Source organism: Mesorhizobium sp. M0019 (assembly GCF_040323975.1).
Classification (GTDB): Bacteria; Pseudomonadota; Alphaproteobacteria; order Rhizobiales; family Rhizobiaceae; genus Mesorhizobium.
This window is the reverse complement of record NZ_JAMYVK010000003.1, coordinates 65,318-81,988: the sequence shown is the minus strand read 5'-3', so window position 1 is coordinate 81,988 and position 16,671 is coordinate 65,318. Positions and strand designations below refer to the sequence as shown.

The following is a 16,671-nucleotide window of genomic DNA, read 5'->3' as shown; positions in this document are numbered from 1 at the left end:
TTGAGTCACACAAGGAGAAATCTTATGGGACTGACGCTTCGATCAATTGCGTTGCTCTTTGCTATTTCTCGTTGGCTGTGCCGAGGCACATGAGGACACGATGAGAAGCGCAACAAATCTGGCCGCGTCCGCACGAGACTATCCGGCCAAGCCGGTACGCATCATTGAGCCGTTCGGGGCGGGCGGCGGGCCTGATCTGTTGGCCCGCGCCCTGGCCCCGAAGCTTTCTGAGCTGTGGGGCCAACCGGTGACAGTGGAGAACATCCCAGGTGCGGGAGCCACTGCGGGCCCTGCCCAGGTCGCGAAGTCACCGGCCGACGGCTACACGCTGCTGATAAACACCAACGCTCAGGCATACAGTGCGGCGCTCTTGAAAGACCTCCCGTATGACCCGTTGAAGGATTTCATTCCGATCATTCCGCTCACGAGGCAAGCCTACGTACTCGTGGCAGGCAAGGCGACTGGTGTCACCACCGTCGGCGGACTCATTGCGGCGGCGAGGGCGAAGCCAGGTGAGCTCAAATTTGGATCCACCGGTATAGGCACCGGCACACATGTTGGAGTCGAGAAATTCAATCAAGCGGCGGGAATCAAGGCGCTGCATGTGCCTCCCTCGCCGAATGATTCGAACGCCGATACGATCGCCAACGCGATAGCGATGCGCTTCACTTACTATTTGGTGCCAATCTCTCTTGCCCTGCCCCACATTCACGACGGCACACTCGTTGCGCTAGGCGTGAGTACCGCTCGGCGCTCGACCTTGCTCCCGGAGGTACCGACAATCGCGGAGGCGAGCGTCGTCAGCTTCGACTTCCCGATCTGGTATGGAATGTGGGCGCCGGCTGGCTCTCCGACCGGCGTGGTTGAGAAGCTTTCGAACGACATCGGGCGCGTGCTCACTGGACCGGACCTGCGCGAGTGGATCGCTAAACACGGAGGCGAGCCAATGAGCATGACGCAGCCCGAGTTTGTGCGTTTCGTGGAAAGCGAGAGTGAAGCTACGGCGCGACTCATGAAAGCCGCCAGTGTCAAGCCCTAATAGGGAACGGCCTGATGAGGTGTCTGCATAATTCGCGCAACGAAGGATATTCCTGTGCGCATGCGCCAGAAAGGGAATCCCAAGCCGGACTCTTATGTTAGGTCGATACCACTAGCGATACCGCGCCTGGTTCCACTTATGGCCGAGCAGCGACAGGATGATGATCAGGCCGTTGAAGAACTGGACGTAGAAGCCGCTCAGGCCCGCCGCGACGACGCCGGTCTGGATGAAGGAGACGGTGACCGCGCCGATCGCGCCGCCGACGACGGTGCCGATGCCGCCCCAGGTCGGAGTGCCGCCGACGAACACCGATGCCAGCACCGGCAGCAGGTATCCGTCGCCCGCCGTCGGCCACCAGGTGAAGTTGATCATCACCGAGAACGTGCCGGCGATTGCCGCGCCGATGCCGACGAAGACGAACACCTTCACCCTGACGCGCTTGACGTCGATACCCATCTGCTGGGCGCTGTCGGGATTGTCGCCGACCACCTTGACCTGCGCGCCGAAGCGATGGCGGTTGTAGAGCAGCGCCGACAGCACGACGAAGGCGATGGCCCAGAAGATTTGCACCGGAATGCCGTAAACCTGGCTGGAGAAGATCTTGTAGGCCCAGCTGTCGGCAAGGCCGGTCAGCGCCGTCGACCTGCCCTCGTTGATGATCTGGATCAGGCCGCGCAGCAGGAAGTTCATGCCGAGCGTGGCGATCAGCGACGACAGCCCGCCATAGACGACCAGCGAGCCGACCAGGAAGCCGAGCAGCATGCCGGTGACCATTGCGGCGGCGATGCCGAGGAACGGGTCGTAGCCGGCCTGCACGACCAGCGCGAAGACCCATGAGGCAAAGCCCATCGTCGCCGGAAACGACAGGTCGATCTCGCCGCAGGTGACGACGAAGACCAGCGGCACCACCACGAACAGCGCCACCGGCAGCGTGGTCAGCACGGAGCTGTAAAGATACCAGGTGGTGAACACGATCGGGTTGGCGATCATGAACACCGCCATCATGACGATGAACACGGCAAGCGTGCCGAGCGCGGCGCGGTTGTCGAGGATGAACCCGCGCAGCCAGTTGTCGGACGGGTGTCTCCACTCTTTCCCGGCGGCCTCATTATGCGTGCCGCCGAGGGGGCTCTGCAGATCGGGTTCCATGGTCTTGCTCATCGTGCCGCCCTCTCCGCATCGCCCGCGTCGTGCAACCCCGGCAATCCGCTGGGGTGGGCGACGTCTTCCATGAAATTGATCAGGTCCTCGGCCGATTTGACCTCGCTGCGGTCGGCGCTGAGCGCGACCTTGCCGCGGTCCAGCACCACGAAGCGATCGGCGATATCGAAGACGTGGTGGATGTTGTGGCCGATGAACAGGATCGAGCGACCGCTCGCCCGCACCTGGCGCACGAAGTGGAAGACCTTGGCGGTCTCGGTCAGCGATAGCGCGGTCGTCGGTTCGTCGAGGACTATCAGCTCCGCCTTCTTATAGATGGCCCGCGCGATCGCCACGCCCTGGCGTTCGCCGCCCGAGAGCTGGCCGACGATCGACTGTGGCGTGAACACTTTCGAGGTGAAGCCGATCTCGCGCATCAGCCGGCTCGCCTCCGCAATCTCCTTGTTGACCTTCAGCCAGCCAAGCCAGCCGGTGAGCTCGCGGCCCATGAAGATATTGCGCACGATCGTCTGCTGCACGGCGAGCGCCCGGTCCTGGAACACCGTTTCGATGCCGGCGTCGCGCGAGCGCGCAGGGCTCCATCCGGTCACCGGCTTGCCGCGGACGAGAATCTCGCCGCTGGTCGGTTTGACCACGCCGGACAGGATCTTGATCAGCGTCGACTTGCCGGCGCCATTGTCGCCGATCAGACCGACCACCTCGCCGCGATCGACGCTGAGATTGACCCCGCCCAGCGCATAGACCTGGCCGTAGGACTTGCTGATGTCGCGCAGTTCGATGATGCGTTCGGCCATGGCGATCCTCGCTTGATGTCGCGTGCCGGCCTTTTCGCCGGCGGTCCCGCCGGCCGGGCTCGATCCCGGCCGACGGCTTGGGAGGTCAGCGCAACGCCTGCTTGGCGAGCTCGGCGACGATCTCGTAATTCTGCGGCGTGACGAAGCCGGCGCCGGTATCGACATTCATCGGCGCAAGGCCGAGCACTACCTGCTGGCAGAGGCTGAGGATCGGCAGATAGCCTTGCAGGAACGGCTGCTGGTCGGCCGTCAGCTGCACCCAGCCGCCCTTGAAGCCCTCGACGATCTGCGGGCTGGTGTCGAAGCCGAAGTTGAAGATATCGCCCGGCTTCCTGCCCGCCGCCTGCATGTAAGTCGGGACGTTGCCCAGCATCTGTCCGCCGGGATAGCCAACCGCCTTGACGTCGGGATTGTTGAGCAGTGCCGCGGTGATCACCGGAAGGGCCAGATTTGGGTCGGAAGCCCATTCGCCGCTCGGTGGCGAGGAGAGTTGTATGACCTCGACGCCCGCTTCCTTGAGGGCAGCGACAGTGCCGCGTTCTCGCGCGCCGCGGCTCTCGTTCTCGAACGGGCCGATCATGATTGCCTTGTCGCCGGCCTTGAGCCCGGCCAGCTTGACCGCCTCGGCGCCAAGCGCGCGGCCCTGCTGCTCCTGCTGGGCACCGACATAGCCGCCGCCGAACGCCGCCGTGACCGTCGGCACCGGCACGTTCTGGTACATTATCTTGATGCCGTCCTTGTGCGCCTGTTCGGCCAACGGCATGATCGCGGCGTCGCCGGGGTGGCCCATCATGGCGATGCCTTGGGGCTTGACCGCGACAGCCTCGCGCAATTGCTGCACCATCTTCTCGACATCCCACTGGGAAAAGATGTAGTCGACTTTCGGCCCGAGATCGGCCGCCGCCTGCTTGGCGCCATTATAGACGATCGTGCCGAAGGCATCGCCCTCCGCCCCGCCGACGAAGAAACGGATATGGACATCCTTGCACCACTGGGCATCGAGCGCCTGCGCCGGCAAGGTCGAGAGTGCGGCGGCGAGCGCCATCGCGGCTGCCGCGACGGTCGAGCGCAGAACTGTCCTTCTCATCGTAATGCTCATGCACTTATCCTCCCTTTGTTCCCTCGCTAGCCGAGGGGTTTCGACGATCGCTTCGGCATTGCGCCGCAATCTTTCGCTGGCCGGCACCTCCCGCCGGCCGAAACTTCTCACACCGGGTTCGGCAGGTAGCTCGCGCCTCCCCGGCATTGTTGGAGATAATCCAGCGCACGCGCCTGGCCGGTGATCTCGAGATCGCCGCGATAGACCGGGTCGTGCCAGCCCTCGATGTCGATGGCGCCCTTGTAGCCGACCAGCCGCAGCTCGCTGATCACCCGCGTCCAGTCGCTATCGCCGAAGCCAGGGGTGCGCATCTGCACGAACGGCAGGCGGCCGAACACGCCATGTTCGCGGATCACGTCCCAGCGCACCGTCGCGTCCTTGCCGTGGACGTGGAAGATACGCTGCGCCCATTTGCGGATCTGCGGGATCGGATCGATCAGATAGACCAGCTGGTGGCAGGGCTCCCACTCCAGGCCGAGATTGTCGTCCGGCAATTCGTTGAACATCAGCTCCCAGGCGTCCGGATTGTGGGCGATGTTCCAGTCGCCGCTGGCCCAGTTGCCGTCCATCGCGCAGTTCTCGAAGGCGATGCGCACGCCCTTGTCGGCGGCCCGCTTTGCCAGCTTCCCCCAGACCTCGCGGAAGCGCGGCAGGCTGTCGGGCAGCGGCTTGCCTCGGATGCGACCGGTGAAGCCGCTGACCACATTGGTGCCGAACAGATGCGCGTTGTCGATGATCGTTTCCCACGCCTCGAGCACGCCGCGATCGATCTCGCCGCTCTCCAGCGGATTGCCGAACACGCCGATCGACGAGACGATGACATCGGCATCGCCGATCGCCTCGCGGATCTCGCCCGCCAGCCGCGGAATGTCCTTGCCGCCCAGCGTCTGCCAGAAGAACGGCTGGATGCTCTCGAATCCGAGCGGCAGGATCTGCCTGACATAGGCGGCCGGGTCGTCGAGGTTGGCGCGCACCATGGTGCCGATCCTGATGTCGAGCAGCGGGTTTGGCATCATGATCCTTCCTGTGAGGCGATAGCGACCCGGCGCCCGGTTTCGGCGCTCTCGATCGCAGCGAAAACCATGGACAGGCTCTTGATGTTGTCGGCGCCGCGCGTCTCCGGCGCGGTGCCGGTCTCGGCGGCGCGGACGAAATCCTGGATGATGCCGAGATGGCCGCCGACGCGATCTGCCGGGTCGAGCGGCGGCACGGCTATCGGTTCGGTGCGGTCGAACAGGCCTTCACGGACCGGCCGCACGACTTCCGCCTTCAACCCGTCCGCGCCGTCCCAGACAATGCTGCCGCGCTCGGCGACGATCCGCCATGTACTGTCCCAGCTGGTACGGAAGCCGGCCGCGCACCAGCTGCCGGCATAGGTGAACAGCTTGCCGCCGCCGAGGTCGAAGCTTGCGGTTGCCGACGACCCTTGCCGATACCAGGAGTTGGCCGGCTCCCACTCCTGGCAATAGACGCCGGCCGGTTCGCCGGCCACCATGTAGCGGGCTGCATCGAATGTGTGGATCGCCATATCGAGCAGCAGCACATGGCGCATCTCTTCGCGAAAACCGCCGAAATGCGGCGCAACGAAGAAATCGGCGTGGATGCTGGTTGGCGCACCAATGGCGCCGGAATCGAGAAAGCGCCGGATGCGCCTGACGTTGGCGACATAGCGGCGGTTCTGCACGACGGCATGGATGCGGCCGGCGCTGCGGGCCGCCTCGACAATGGCACGCGCATTGTCCGGGCTGTCGGCCAGCGGCTTTTCGGTCAAGAGATGGCAATGGTGGGCAAAGGCGGAAAGCGCGACCTCGCGGCGGGCGGCGGGAACCACCACGTCGAACACCGCGTCGGGCCTGGTCTGGTCGAGCACGGCGTCGAGGTCGGTTCCGATGACGGCGCCGGAAAGCTCGTATTCGCGCGCCCTTGCCCGCGCCCTTTCGGCGTCGAGATCAACCAGGCCGACAATGGCGAGCCCGTCGATCTGCTTGGCTGCATCGAGCCAGGCTTTGCTCATCGCGCCGCAGCCGACCAGGACGACATTGATCATCCAGCACTCCTCCCTCTCGGCCCCTCCAGACCGATCGTCACGGCGTTCACGGCAGGGCCGCAAACGTTCTTCCGTAAACGTTTACGAGAACACACCCGATGGCGTAGAATGTCAATTGGCCGATAGCGAAAAACGTGATGCCGGCTTGGCCTGAAGAGCGGCCGGTGCTAGCCAAGCAAGGGGGAGAACTGTCCTTTGGCGTCCAGTATTCACGACCTTGCACGTCACCTGAACATTTCGATCGGCACGGTGTCGCGCGCGCTCAACGGCCGCGCCGACGTCAATGCCGACACACGCCAGCGCGTGCTCGATGCGGCCAAGAAGCTGAATTATTCGCCGAACCAGTCCGGCCGCAGCCTGCGGCGCGGCGCCACCCATTCGATCGCCTTCATGCTGCAGCCTCATCCGGGCGACCAGGAATATGGCGAGCCGTTCTTCATTCCGTTCCTGACCGGGTTGCAGGCCAAGCTCGCCGAAAGCGCACTCGACCTGATCGTGGTGATGGGCGCGCCGGGCGACTATCAGCAGGAGCGCCTGCGCCGTGTCGTCGAGACGCGGCGGGCCGATGCCGTGGTGCTGGCCTGGACGCGGCGCGAGGACGAGCGCATCGACTATCTGACCCAGGCCGGTTTCCCGTTCGCGACGCTCGGCCGCAGCCGCTCCGGCGGCGATTCCTATCCCTCGCTCGACCTCGATTTCGAAAAAGCCGGGGCTGACGCGGTCGATCGTCTCGTCGCGCGCGGTCACCGCCGCATCGCCGCCATCCGCCCGTCGCTCGACCTCAATTTCGGCTATCTGTTCCTCGCCGGCTATCGCAAGGCGTTGCGGCGGCACGGCATCGAATTCGACCTCGAGTTGATCGCCGACGGCTTCATCAACGAGGCCGGCGGCTACGCGGTGACGCCGAAGGTCATGCGCTCCAAGGACCCGCCGAGCGCAATCATCTTCAACAACGACGCGATGGCGCTTGGCGGCTGCAAGGCTTTGGCCGAGGCGGGCATCAAGCCCGGCCACGACATCGCGGTGATCGTCATCGTCGACACCCCGCTCTGCCGCTATTTTTCGCCGGCGCTGACCGGCTTCCGCCCGGCGCTTGAGCCGATGGGCGAGCGGTTGGCCGAAATGCTGCTGGCATCGATCCCGGCTTACGCCGGCGCCGAAGGCGCACGCATCATCCGTGAAGTCTGGCCGCTGGAACTGATCGCGCGCGACAGCGATTGAATCGCGGCGGTCACTGAGCAGGCTCAGATTGATCAAGACCCCCGCGCTCGCGCTCCGGCGTTGCGACCAGCGAGGCAGCGGCGGCATTGGCGGCGGCAAGTGCCGCCTCGACGGGCTCTCCACGCGCAAGCCACGCCGCAAAGGCGCCGACGAGTTCATCACCGGCACCGTGGGTGCTGACCACCTCCACCGGCATCGCCGGCAAGGCGAATGCCTGGCCGTCGCGGTCGCAATAGGCAACGCCCTCGCCGCCGGCCGTGACGATTGCAGCCGGATAGAAACCGACGAGCATGCCGGCCGCCTTCGCAGCACCCTCGAGCGTGTCGACGACCGAAACGCCGGCCAGGAACTCCGCCTCGATGGCGTTGACGATGACGATGTCGGTCAGCGCGATCAGTTCGGCTGTCAGCTTTCGCGCCGGCGCCGCATTGAGAACGACGCGGCCGCCATGCGCCTTCACCGCTCGCGCCGCGGCAATGTTGGCGGCTTCTGGTACCTCGTTTTGCAGCAGCAGAACCGCCGTTTGCGCGATCAGCTCGGCCGCCTCCGCAATGTCCTTTTCGCCGAGAGTGAGATTGCTGCCCGAGACGATCACCGCGCCATAGTCGCCGCTGTCGTCGAAAATCGCTACGCTCATGCCCGAGCCGGCGCCCGAAGCCACTCCCACGAAGCGCTGGTCGACGCCGTTGCGGTCGAGATTGTCGAGAAGCGCGCGGCCGAAATCATCGTCGCCGACAGCGCCGATCATCGCCGCACGCACGCCGGCCCGCGCTGCCGACACCGCCTGGTTGCCGCCCTTGCCGCCGCATTTCGGATGCCAGGCATGACCGGTGACCGTTTCGCCCTTGCGTGGGCGATCGGGGGCTTCGACCATGATATCGTAATGCAGGCTGCCGAATACGGTCACCAGCGGCGGGGAAGCCGTCATGTGCCCTTATCTTTCCGTTTCGACGTCACCGCAGACATGGTGCGGCCGAGATTGCGCTCCGCCGCCTGGTAGTCGCGTTGCGCGACCGCCACGAACAGCGCGTCGAGGATGTTGAGCTGGGCAATGCGCGCCGCTGCGTTCTCACCCATCAACGGCGAGCCTTGCGCGGTCGAGCAGAGCACGATGTCGGCGACGGCTGCCAATGGCGAGTTGTCATAGTTGGTGATGGCCAGCGTGCGCGCGCCGCTTTTGCGCGCGAGTTGGATGGCGTCGATGACGGCGCTCGTGTTGCCGGAATGCGAGAAGCCGACAGCAATGTCGTCGGCGCCGAGCAGCGAGGCCGACATTAGCATCATGTGCGAATCGTCGTAGACAGAGGTGCGGATGCCGATGCGCAGGAATTTGTGCGAAACGTCGCGTGCGATCTGCGCCGAGCCGCCGACGCCGTAGAAATCGCGATTCCTGGCGCGGTAAAGCAGATCGGCGGCACGGTCGAAATCGTCCATGTCGAGGATCGCCAGCGTCTCCTCCAGCGCCTGGATGGAGGTGCGGAACACCTTCTGCACGATCTCGGCCGAACTGTCGTCCACCGACAGCTCCTGATGCATCTCGGCGGTCGGCAGGCGGCTGTATTCATAGACCGCCGTGCGAAAGTCGCGATAGCCGGAAAAACCCAGCTTCTTGGCGATCTTGACCACCATCGCCTCCGAGACACCGGCCTCCTCGGCGATCTGCTTGAGCGGTATGGTCTCGTCGAAGCCGCGCCGTCCGAAGACCGTTTCAACCACCTTCGCCTCGAGCGGCGTCAGATGCGGCATCATCATGCGAATGCGCGGTCCTACTGCTTTCAGGTCCAGCCCGGTCAAGGTCATCCACGTCCCCTCGTCACGCGATCGATAAGCATCGCGGCGAGGATTATAAGGCCAGTTGCCAGGAGCTGATAGAAGGACTGGACGTTCATCAGCGTCAGGCCGTTGCGCATGCTGCCAAGAATGACGGCACCCAGGATGGTGCCGACGACGCTGCCCTTGCCGCCCATCAGCGAGGCACCGCCGATCGCCGCCGCCGCTATGGCGTCGAGCTCCCAGAGATTGCCGAGAATGGGCTCTGCGGCACCCAGCCGGCCGATCAGGATCTGCGCTGCAAGCGCCGCCAGCAGGCCCGAGATCATATAGGCGGCGATCTTGGTGCGGGCGATCGGCACGCCGGCTATGTAGGCCGCCTCCTCATTGCCGCCGACGGCGAGCAGATATTCGCCAAACGGCGTCTTCTTGAGGATGATCCAGGCAATCAGCGCGACCACCGCCACGATGATGACCGCCAACGGCAATCCGAACAGCGAGCCGTTGAAGATGGCACGGAAGCCGGCAGGCAGGCCGAGCACCGGATTGCCGCCGGTATAGATCAGCGCCAGCGCCCGGTAGGTGCTGAGCGTTCCCAGCGTGACGATGAAGGGCTGCAGCCCGACATAGGCAACCAGCACGCCGTTGAGCAGTCCGCAGGCAAGGCCGATGGCGAAGCCGGCGGCGATGGCCAGCGGAAACGGCACACCGGCAACCAGCATCGAGGCCGAGATGACCGCCGAAAGGGCTGCCGTCGGCCCGACGGACAGGTCGATGCCGCCCGAGATGATGACCAGCGTCATGCCCAACGCCAGGCAGGCATTGATGCTCGACTGCTGCAGGATGTTGATCAGGTTACGCTCGGCAAAGAAGCCGGGGACCAGCGCCCCGAAGACGGCAAGGATCACCACCAGGCCGATCAGCGTGCCGGCGTCGCGCACGGAAAACCGGTGCAGGAAATCTGCCCTTGGGCGCGCTGCTGTGTGTTGGGTTATATCGGTCATCCGCTGGTCCTGTCCGTTATGCACCGGCCCGATGGCCTTGCGCCTTGCCGGCCTCAATCTCCGTTTGGGGTATGGCGTGCGCGGCGATCGCGTGTTCGCTGAGACTTGCGCGGCCCAGTTCGGCGGCGACCGTGCCGTCGCGCATGACCAGCACGCGGTCGGCGAGCCGGATCACCTCGGGGAGTTCGGACGACACGACGATTACCGAATGGCCTTCGGCGGCGAGTTCCTCGATCAGGTGGTAGATCTCCGCCTTGGCGCCGACATCGATGCCGCGCGTCGGCTCGTCGAACAGAAGGATCCGCGTTCCCGCCGCCAGCCAGCGGCCGATGATCGCCTTCTGCTGGTTGCCGCCGCTGAACAGGCGGATCGGCCGGTCGAGCAGGAACGGCCTGAGATTGACTCGCTTCATCTTCTCGGCTGTCACGCGCTTCAGCCGGCGATGGTCGATGAGGACGCGCGGCGCGAACACGCCCATCGAGGCCAGCGCCATGTTGCTGGAGATCGACCGCAACGGCACGATGCCTTCGCGCTTGCGCTCCTCCGGCACCAGGCCGATGCCGGCCGCGATCGCGTCGCGCGGACTGGAAAGCTTTACCGCCTTGCCGTCGATCTCTATTGCGCCTGATGAGGCCCGGTCGGCGCCGGCCAGCAGCCGCAGCAGTTCGGTGCGGCCGGACCCGACCAGGCCGGCAATGCCCAACACCTCGCCGCGATGCAGGTCGAACGAAACGTCACGGACCTTGGTCGCCGAGGCGAGGCCACGCACGCTCAGCCTGATCTCGGGGGAAGCATGCGAGCGGTGTTGTTCCTGGGCAAGCTCGCGGCCGACCATCATCGAAACGACGGCCTTTTCCGACACCTGCGCGAGATCGACGGTTTCGACCACAACGCCGTCGCGCATGACAGTGGCGCACTCGCAGATGCCGAACACCTCGTCCAGCTTGTGCGAGACATAAACGACGGCGACACCGTCGCGTGCCAGACCGGCAATGACTTCCGCCAGCCGTTCGAACTCGCTCGGCGTGAGGCTCGACGTCGGCTCGTCCATCGCCACGATCCTGGCGCGGTCGAGCAGCGCCCGGGCGATCTCGACGATCTGCCGCTGCGCCACCTTCAGGCTGCCAAGCGGGGCTGCCGGATCGATGGTCGGGTCGATGGCGGCCAGGGCTTCCGCAGCGCGGCTTTCCTGCTCGCGCCGTGCGACGAAGACGCCGCCGCGCGTCAACGGATGGCCGAGAAACATGTTCTGGGCGACGCTGAGGCGTGGCACCTGCTGTAATTCCTGATGGATCATCGCCACGCCGGCGGCGCGCGCCGCGACCGGGTTGTTCAGCGTCACCGGTTTGCCGTCGATCAGCACGCTTCCCGCCGTCGGCCGGTAGACGCCTGACAGGATGCGCAGCAGCGTCGATTTGCCGGCGCCGTTTTCACCGAGCAGGCCATGGATCTCGCCGGCGCCGACCGAAAAGGACACATCGCTCAGCGCCCGCACGGCCGGAAACACCTTGGAAATGCCCTCGAATTGCAGCCGCGCTGACATTGCTTCAGTTCTCCCGGCAAGAGTGCCGAAAGGCCGGCACCCGTCGCCCCAGCTCTATTGGCCCGCTGCCGCGTCCTCGAGCAGCGCCTTGCGCACGGCATCGCCGGCGCCGGAGTAACGGTCGGCATTGTCCTTGGTGATCAGCGCCTGCGGCGTGGCAACGACGCGCGGCAGCTTCTGCCCGGCCACCAGCCGCAGCGCAGATTCCAGCGCCACCTCGCCGGTCAGCACCGGGAACGAATCGACGGTGCCGGTCAGCTCGCCGGCGCGGATCGAGGCGTAGGCGTCGGAAATCCCGTCGGTGCCGAACACGGCGACCTTGTCCTTTAGGCCGGCGGCTTTGACCGCTTCGACGATGCCCAGCGCCATGCCGTCATTGTTGGCATAGAAGCCGATCAGATCGGGGTGCTGCTGCAGGATGTTGGTGGCCGCGTCGTAGGAGGTCTGACGATCCCAGTTGCCGGGGACGCTGGCCACGACCTCGAACTTGCCGGCTTCGGTGATGGTGGTCTTGAAGCCGTCGGTGCGCTGGACGGCGGCGTAAACGCCGGCCTGGCCTTCGACGATGGCGACCTTGCCGCCATCCGGCCGGTTCTTGATGAACCATTTGGCGACGCGCACGCCGTTGTCGCGCTGGACATTGCCGACATAGTGCTCGGCCTGCGGGATGACCGCGTCGTTGACGTTGACCACCGGCACATTGGCTGCCTTGGCCTGTTCCATGATCGGCTGCAGGTTGGAGTCGGTCTGCGGCGAAACGAGCAGCACGTTGTAGCCTTGCGTGACCAGGCCTTCGGCGATGGTGAGCTGACCGAGCTGGTCGCCCTCGCTCTGCGCTGCCTGGTAGACGACGGGCACGCCGATGCGGTCGCCGAACGACTTGTAGCCCTCTCCCAGCGAGCGCCAGTATTCATTGGTCAGCGTCTTGGAGACCGCACCCGCCTTGGTACCCTCGGGCAGCTTGGGGAACGCACCGAACTTGGCCTCGAGCTGCGACCAGTCGATGCGATCCTTCTCGGTGTCGGAATTGAGCGGCGCGAGGTCCGCGGAAAACGACGAGCCTATAGACAGCGCCATCAGGGCAGCGGTGGCGGTGGCAAGCAGAAATTTCATGGTCCTTCCTCCCTGGTTGAAAACGGTGATGGCGCCGGAGCTTCAGCTGTCCGGCCCGAGCATGGCTTCCTGGATGATGGCCTGCGAGGCGACCGCGTCCTGACGGTCGACGGCAGTGGACAGGCGATTGTCCTTTTCCAGCCGATCGACGACGCGCAGCATGCGCTTGACAGTCGCGATGTTGACTTCGCATTCGTGGACCGGGTCGAGCCCGGTCATGTCGGGGAACGTGTCGAAGTAGATGGCGCCGGCATAGCCGTCTCGACGGATCTGCCTGAGCAGCTCGATCGTCTGCAGCGTATGCACGGCCCCGACCATCAAGCCATCGTCGCGCTTGGCGTAGCCGTCGTTGAGATGCACGCCGAGCAGCTTGCTGTGTCGCGCCACCAGCGCAGCGGCGAAAGCCGGCTGCTCGTCGGCGTAGAGCACATGGGCGAAATCGAGCGTCACGCCGAGATTGGGCAGGCCGATCTCGCGGATCGCCAGCAACGTCGTCGCCGCATCGGGCATCAGGCTGTAGGAGCGCGGCTCGTTGGGTTTGTATTCAAGGCTGATCTGGCAATCGGGGTCATGCGCCGAAACTTCACGAATTCCATCGATTTCGTGTTGCCAGAGCGTCGCATAATCGGCCTGGAAAGCATAATCGAAGCCATCCTGCCCGAGCCACAGCGTCATCAGGCTGGCGCCAGCCTCGCGCGCGGCGTCGATCCCGGCCTTGGTCATGTCGATGGCCTCGCGGCGAACGGCCGGATCCGGATTGGTGAAGGCGCCGAGCTTGAAGGCCGGGTTGGAGTAGTAGCGCATGGCGAAACCATTGATGGAAAGCCCGAGATCGCCGAGTTTGCGCGCCATTTCCGCAGGATTTTCATCGACATGGTCGGGAAAGTTGAGGTCGAGATCGGTCAACTCCGCAACCTTCGCCGCACGTGCCGCCATTTGCAGCATGGACGGTTTGCCGACAAGATCGGGCCACTCGGCCTGTGGCCGCGAGGCAAAGGAATTGAGGCGGGTGGCGAAACGGCAGACTGTCATCGGTGACCTTTCATCGTCATGACTTCACATAAAAACGATCATTTGTAAAGTTGCTAATTGTGTTCTCGGCGGCGGCGGATTCGCCATGCCCAGGCCAGTTGCGACCACAAGGGTCAAAGCAAGCGCGGCACTGTCACGCAAGTATCATGTTCGCGTCCTAGATCGCTTCTCCGAAGGCTTTCGTGGCATCCTCGATGCGACGCGGCGCTTTTTCGGGCCCCGGCAGCTTTGTCTCAAAGAGGATATCCATGAAAAACCTGCACCGAACCGCGTCCCTCGCTGTCGCGCTGGCGATGTTCACCGCCTTGACTCCGGCCCTGGCAGAAAACTCCGCGACCGTCGGCGGCGTCAGCTTCGTCAACAAGGGCCTGGTCGGCGTCGGCCGCATCCCCGCCAGCCAGAAGGACAAGTTCGGCGAGACGTTTGGCTCCGGCTCAGGCATGTCGATCGATGCTGCCGGCTGGACGCATGGCGCCGACGGCTACAAGGGCTCGTTGTGGCTGTTGCCGGATCGCGGCTACAATGTCGTCGGTACTACCGACTACCGGCCGCGCCTCAACACGATTGCCATCGAGTTCGCCCCGATCACGCCGGGTGCAGTGCCAGCCGCCGGCCAGGAACAGTCGGGCCTCAAGGCGACGCTTGCCGACACCATGCTTTTGACCGACGACAAGGGCGCCGACGCAACAGGGCTCGATCCGCTCAACGGCGTGCGTGCCGCGACCGACGACATGCCGATCCTGCCCGAAGCCAACGGCAAGCTCGCGCTCGATAACGAAGCGATCGCACGGCTGCCCGACGGCACGATGTTCATCTCGGACGAATACGGTCCGAACATCTACCGCTTCTCCGCCGATGGGCGTCTGATGTCGGCAACGCAGCCGCCGGCGGCGCTTGTCCCGATGCGTCACGGGACGCCAAACTTTGCTTCCAACAATCCGGGACCTGGCGCGGCAGACCCAGATCCGAAGGATCCCGAAACCGGCCGTCAGAACAACCAGGGCCTCGAAGGGATGGCGCTGACGCCGGACGGCAAGTTCCTGATTGCCGTGCTGCAGTCGGCACCCAGACAAGATGGCGGCGATTCCGCCTCGACGCGCCAGAACACGCGCGCGCTGGTCTACGATGCCTCGGATCCCGGCCAGCTCAAGCTCGCGCATGAATATGTCGTGCCGCTGCCGGTGTTCACCGATGCCAAGGGCAAAACCAAGATCGCCGCGCAGAGTGAAATCGTGGCGCTGTCGGACAAGACCTTCCTGATGCTGGCGCGCGACAGCGGCAACGGCCAGGGGCTGAAGGGCGACACCTCGCTCCATCGCGAGATCAGCGTCGTCGATGTGTCGGCGGCAACCGATATCGCCGGCACAGAGTTCGACAAGGACAAGCCGCTGGCGCCCAAGGGTGAGCTCGATCCATCGGTGACGCCGGCCAAGCTGACGCCGTTCATCGACATCAACGACAAGAGCGAGCTCGGCCGCTTCGGGTTGCACAATGGCGCGCCCAACGACCGCAACAACCTTTCGGAGAAATGGGAGGCGATGTCGGTGGTGAGCGTCCTCGATCCAAAGCTGCCCGACGACTATTTCCTGTTCGTCGCCAATGACAATGACTTCCTCACGCAGGACGGCTTCCAGGTCGGCGCGGCCTACAAGGCCGAGGATGGCGCCGATGTGTCGACACCATGTTCCTGGTCTATCAGGTCACGCTCCCAGGCCTCACCGGGAAGTAGCGGCAGCCATACAGGCGGAGGCGCGCCGAACGCGTCCGCCTGAGCTGGCGCGATTGAACGGTCGTGCCCCTTCAGTTGCGGCTCGCCCGCGAAAAGACGGTGTCCTAAGCATCGCAAAACCTGCGACTGACGATCCAGTCGAAGGCACTTACCTCAACATCTCCGCGTCCCTTGGCACGCCTGCATCGATCGGCTCGGCCGTCCTGTTCGACACGGCGGCGATCTTCCCGGCGGCCGACAGGTTCGGGCGCACGAAGACCGGCACGACGCCATCGACGCGGCTGTAGAGGTCGATAATGTCCTGATTCATGAAGCGCACACAGCCGGAGGAAGCGTTCTTCCCGATGGAATCCCACTCCGGCGTGCCGTGCAGCCTGTACATCGTGTCCTTGCCGTCACGGAAGAGATACAGCGCGCGGGCACCAAGCGGGCTCTGCGGGCCGGGCGGCATGCCGTCCTTGTATTTCGCCAGTTCCGGCCGGCGTTGGATCATTTCCGGCGGCGGCGTCCAGACCGGCCACTTCTTTCTCGCCTGAACCACGGCGCTGCCGGTCCATCCGAAACCGGCCTTGCCGAGGCTGACGCCATAGCGAATTGCCTTGCCGCCGTCGCGCACCAGATAGAGGAAGTGCTCGGAAGTATCGACGACGATCGTGCCGCGTTTTTCTCCAGTCGGGTCGGCCACGATTTGACGCACGAATTTCGGATCGACCTTGGCTACCGGAATTGCCGGCAGTTGATAGCCCTCGTCGATGCGCGCGGCATACATGCTTGCGGCATCGCCGAGAGCCGGATCGCTTGGTGCCGCGGGCACCGGCGGCGCCGCCACGTCCGTCGTGGTGCACGACGAAAGAGCCACGGAGGCCGCGCCCAGAGCGGATGCACCAAGAAAGGCGCGCCGGTTCAGGCGCTCAAAAAACAACGGAATATCGGACATGAGCCCCCCGGCTTACCGATGAGATCCAGGAAAATGCGGCCCCACGCGTGCGGGATCAATATACGATTCCGAAAGGTTTGAGAAATGCTTAGATCAAGGCACGCCAGGCGGAATTTACAGCGCCGCATCGACCTCTCCCGTTAAATCGGCAATCATTGCGGACTCAGACAAGCCTTCGCCGA

Annotated in this window: 14 protein-coding genes and 1 pseudogene; 3 read left to right on the top strand and 12 right to left on the bottom strand. The window is 64.5% G+C overall.

The genetic code is table 11. From position 1 onward, the window contains the following. Window positions 1-100 precede the first annotated feature (100 nt). Window positions 101-1,039, top strand: a complete 939-nt coding sequence (locus NKK47_RS03840) for a Bug family tripartite tricarboxylate transporter substrate binding protein (RefSeq protein WP_352456535.1) — start codon at window positions 101-103, stop codon at window positions 1,037-1,039. A 111-nt stretch (window positions 1,040-1,150) separates the two neighbouring features. Here the strand turns inward: NKK47_RS03840 and NKK47_RS03835 are convergent, their stop codons facing one another. The 5 genes from NKK47_RS03835 to NKK47_RS03815 all read right to left on the bottom strand — a co-directional run bounded on the left by NKK47_RS03835 (window position 1,151) and on the right by NKK47_RS03815 (window position 6,140). Continuing rightward, window positions 1,151-2,200 carry an ABC transporter permease gene (locus tag NKK47_RS03835; protein WP_352456536.1) on the bottom strand — a complete coding sequence of 350 codons (1,050 nt, stop codon included), beginning with the start codon at window positions 2,198-2,200 and terminating at the stop codon, window positions 1,151-1,153. Next, complete coding sequence (locus tag NKK47_RS03830; protein WP_352456537.1) at window positions 2,197-2,994, bottom strand: ATP-binding cassette domain-containing protein; 798 nt, start codon at window positions 2,992-2,994, stop codon at window positions 2,197-2,199. The genes NKK47_RS03835 and NKK47_RS03830 overlap by 4 nt, the downstream gene beginning before the upstream one ends. Window positions 2,995-3,079: 85 nt before the next feature. Next, window positions 3,080-4,093 (bottom strand): substrate-binding domain-containing protein, encoded by a 1,014-nt coding sequence (locus NKK47_RS03825; RefSeq protein WP_352456538.1) that lies wholly within the window; start codon window positions 4,091-4,093, stop codon window positions 3,080-3,082. A 107-nt stretch (window positions 4,094-4,200) separates the two neighbouring features. After that, on the bottom strand, window positions 4,201-5,106 hold the full coding sequence (locus tag NKK47_RS03820) for a sugar phosphate isomerase/epimerase family protein (RefSeq protein ID WP_502896708.1): 906 nt from the start codon (window positions 5,104-5,106) through the stop codon (window positions 4,201-4,203). Then, window positions 5,106-6,140 (bottom strand): Gfo/Idh/MocA family protein, encoded by a 1,035-nt coding sequence (locus NKK47_RS03815; protein ID WP_352456540.1) that lies wholly within the window; start codon window positions 6,138-6,140, stop codon window positions 5,106-5,108. The genes NKK47_RS03820 and NKK47_RS03815 overlap by 1 nt, the downstream gene beginning before the upstream one ends. A gap of 195 nt (window positions 6,141-6,335) precedes the next feature. Here NKK47_RS03815 and NKK47_RS03810 point away from each other — a divergent pair, with 195 nt between their 5' ends. Next, window positions 6,336-7,361 carry a LacI family DNA-binding transcriptional regulator gene (locus NKK47_RS03810; protein WP_352575126.1) on the top strand — a complete coding sequence of 342 codons (1,026 nt, stop codon included), beginning with the start codon at window positions 6,336-6,338 and terminating at the stop codon, window positions 7,359-7,361. A gap of 10 nt (window positions 7,362-7,371) precedes the next feature. Here the strand turns inward: NKK47_RS03810 and NKK47_RS03805 are convergent, their stop codons facing one another. From NKK47_RS03805 to NKK47_RS03780, 6 genes are read right to left on the bottom strand one after another with little or no spacing between them, the layout of a single operon-like run. Further along, a complete protein-coding gene (locus tag NKK47_RS03805; RefSeq protein ID WP_352575124.1) occupies window positions 7,372-8,289 on the bottom strand; it encodes a ribokinase in 918 nt (305 codons plus the stop codon). Further along, the gene (locus tag NKK47_RS03800; RefSeq protein ID WP_023676730.1) at window positions 8,286-9,161 is read right to left on the bottom strand and encodes a MurR/RpiR family transcriptional regulator; all 876 of its coding nucleotides are present in this window, start codon (window positions 9,159-9,161) and stop codon (window positions 8,286-8,288) included. Before NKK47_RS03800 ends, NKK47_RS03805 begins: the two co-directional genes overlap by 4 nt. Next, window positions 9,158-10,135, bottom strand: a complete 978-nt coding sequence (locus NKK47_RS03795) for an ABC transporter permease (protein ID WP_352456543.1) — start codon at window positions 10,133-10,135, stop codon at window positions 9,158-9,160. The genes NKK47_RS03800 and NKK47_RS03795 overlap by 4 nt, the downstream gene beginning before the upstream one ends. Before the next feature lie 16 nt (window positions 10,136-10,151). Beyond that, a complete protein-coding gene (locus tag NKK47_RS03790; protein ID WP_352575122.1) occupies window positions 10,152-11,678 on the bottom strand; it encodes a sugar ABC transporter ATP-binding protein in 1,527 nt (508 codons plus the stop codon). 54 nt (window positions 11,679-11,732) lie between these two features. Then, window positions 11,733-12,791 carry a sugar ABC transporter substrate-binding protein gene (locus NKK47_RS03785; RefSeq protein ID WP_352575120.1) on the bottom strand — a complete coding sequence of 353 codons (1,059 nt, stop codon included), beginning with the start codon at window positions 12,789-12,791 and terminating at the stop codon, window positions 11,733-11,735. Window positions 12,792-12,833: 42 nt separating this feature from the next. Continuing rightward, window positions 12,834-13,823, bottom strand: coding sequence for a TIM barrel protein (locus NKK47_RS03780; RefSeq protein WP_352575119.1), 990 nt, complete (start codon window positions 13,821-13,823; stop codon window positions 12,834-12,836). Window positions 13,824-14,071: 248 nt separating this feature from the next. On the opposite strand from NKK47_RS03780, the pseudogene NKK47_RS03775 reads away from it, so the two are divergent. Next, window positions 14,072-15,552: pseudogene (locus NKK47_RS03775) on the top strand (esterase-like activity of phytase family protein). Between the two features lie 148 nt (window positions 15,553-15,700). On the opposite strand, the gene NKK47_RS03770 reads toward NKK47_RS03775, so the two are convergent. Beyond that, window positions 15,701-16,489, bottom strand: coding sequence for a L,D-transpeptidase (locus tag NKK47_RS03770; RefSeq protein WP_352575117.1), 789 nt, complete (start codon window positions 16,487-16,489; stop codon window positions 15,701-15,703). Window positions 16,490-16,671: the final 182 nt, after the last annotated feature.